The sequence below is a fragment of the Methanoregula sp. genome (genome assembly GCF_002835825.1).
GTDB lineage: Archaea > Halobacteriota > Methanomicrobia > Methanomicrobiales > Methanospirillaceae > Methanoregula.
In genome coordinates this window covers 1-1,237 of the sequence record NZ_PIZH01000616.1, presented here as the reverse complement: position 1 = coordinate 1,237, position 1,237 = coordinate 1, and the positions used below count along the sequence as shown (strand labels likewise).

Sequence of the window (1,237 nt, the reverse complement as noted above, 5' to 3'; positions counted from 1 at the left end):
GCTAATAAGTAACCGACAAAAGCGTATGGCATCAGAACAGGGTATGAGCGGTATCGATGTCAGGGCGATGACCTGTGAGTTGCAGGAGAAGCTGCCGCTCTGGATCGACAAGGTTTACCAGTTCGACTCAAAGACGCTCGGCATCCGGCTCAACGGGGAGAACAAGGCAAAATATCTCTTGTTCATCGAGTCCGGCCGGAGAGCCCATCTTGTTGCGGACCTCCCCGAACCGCCAAAGAACCCGCCCCACTTCGCCATGCTCCTGCGAAAACACCTATCGGGAGGAAAGGTTCTCTCGATCCGTCAGCATGGCCTTGAACGCGTCCTTATCTTTGCGATCGGCAAAGGAACAACGATATTCAACCTTATCATCGAACTCTTCGATAACGGCAATGTCATCCTCGCCGATGAGCATATGACAATCATCAAACCCCTCTGGCACCACCGGTTCAAGGACCGGGAAGTTGTTCCCGGTGCTACCTACACGTTTGGCAGCACGGATCCCACTGCATCGGAGGAGAGCCTTGCAGCGTTTCTTAAGGGGGATGAAAGGGATCTGGTCCGGGCACTTGCCATCGGCTGCATGCTCGGCGGGATGTACGCGGAATATATCTGTAAAGAAGCGGGTCTCGAAAAGAGTATTCCTTCCGCCACTGCCGATCCTGGCAGGATCTTCTCCTCCCTGCAGGCACTCTTCCGCCAGGTCGAAGGAGCCCGGACACCGGTAATCGTATCAAAGCACTGCGAACCCGTCAATCTCCGTTCTGGGGATGAGACAACAGCGTACCCGACATTTTCTCTTGCCCTCGAGGCATTTTACCCCATGCACAAGGCCGAGAAGAAGGCCACGTCACGCCCGAAGATCGCAAAAGAGGACCGGATACGCAGCCACCAGCAGGCGGCGATAAAAAAGTTTGACAGGAGTATTGCCCAGGCCGAAGAGACGGTCAACGCCATTTACGAGAACTACCCCTTCATCGCGCAGGTCATTGGCACCCTTGCTGCTGCAAGCAAAACCCACTCCTGGCAGGAGATCGAGAAGCGGATCCGGGCGGCACCATCAGAAGAGACAAAGAAAATTACCACTTTTTACCCGGGAGAAGCAGCAGTCGAGATTGACATCGGGAAAAAAGTGAAGATCTTCGTGAACGAGAGCGTGGAGCAGAATGCCGGCCATTACTATGACGTGATCAAGAAATTCAAAAAGAAAAAGGCCGGTGCTGTCACGGCAATGGAG

Annotated in this window: 1 protein-coding gene; it reads left to right on the top strand. The window is 54.0% G+C overall.

Features of this window, described 5'->3' with window-relative positions; translation table 11 throughout:
- Positions 1 to 25: 25 nt before the first annotated feature.
- On the top strand, positions 26 to 1,237 hold a 1,212-nt coding region (locus CW742_RS13845), incomplete at its 3' end, for an NFACT family protein (protein WP_292421384.1).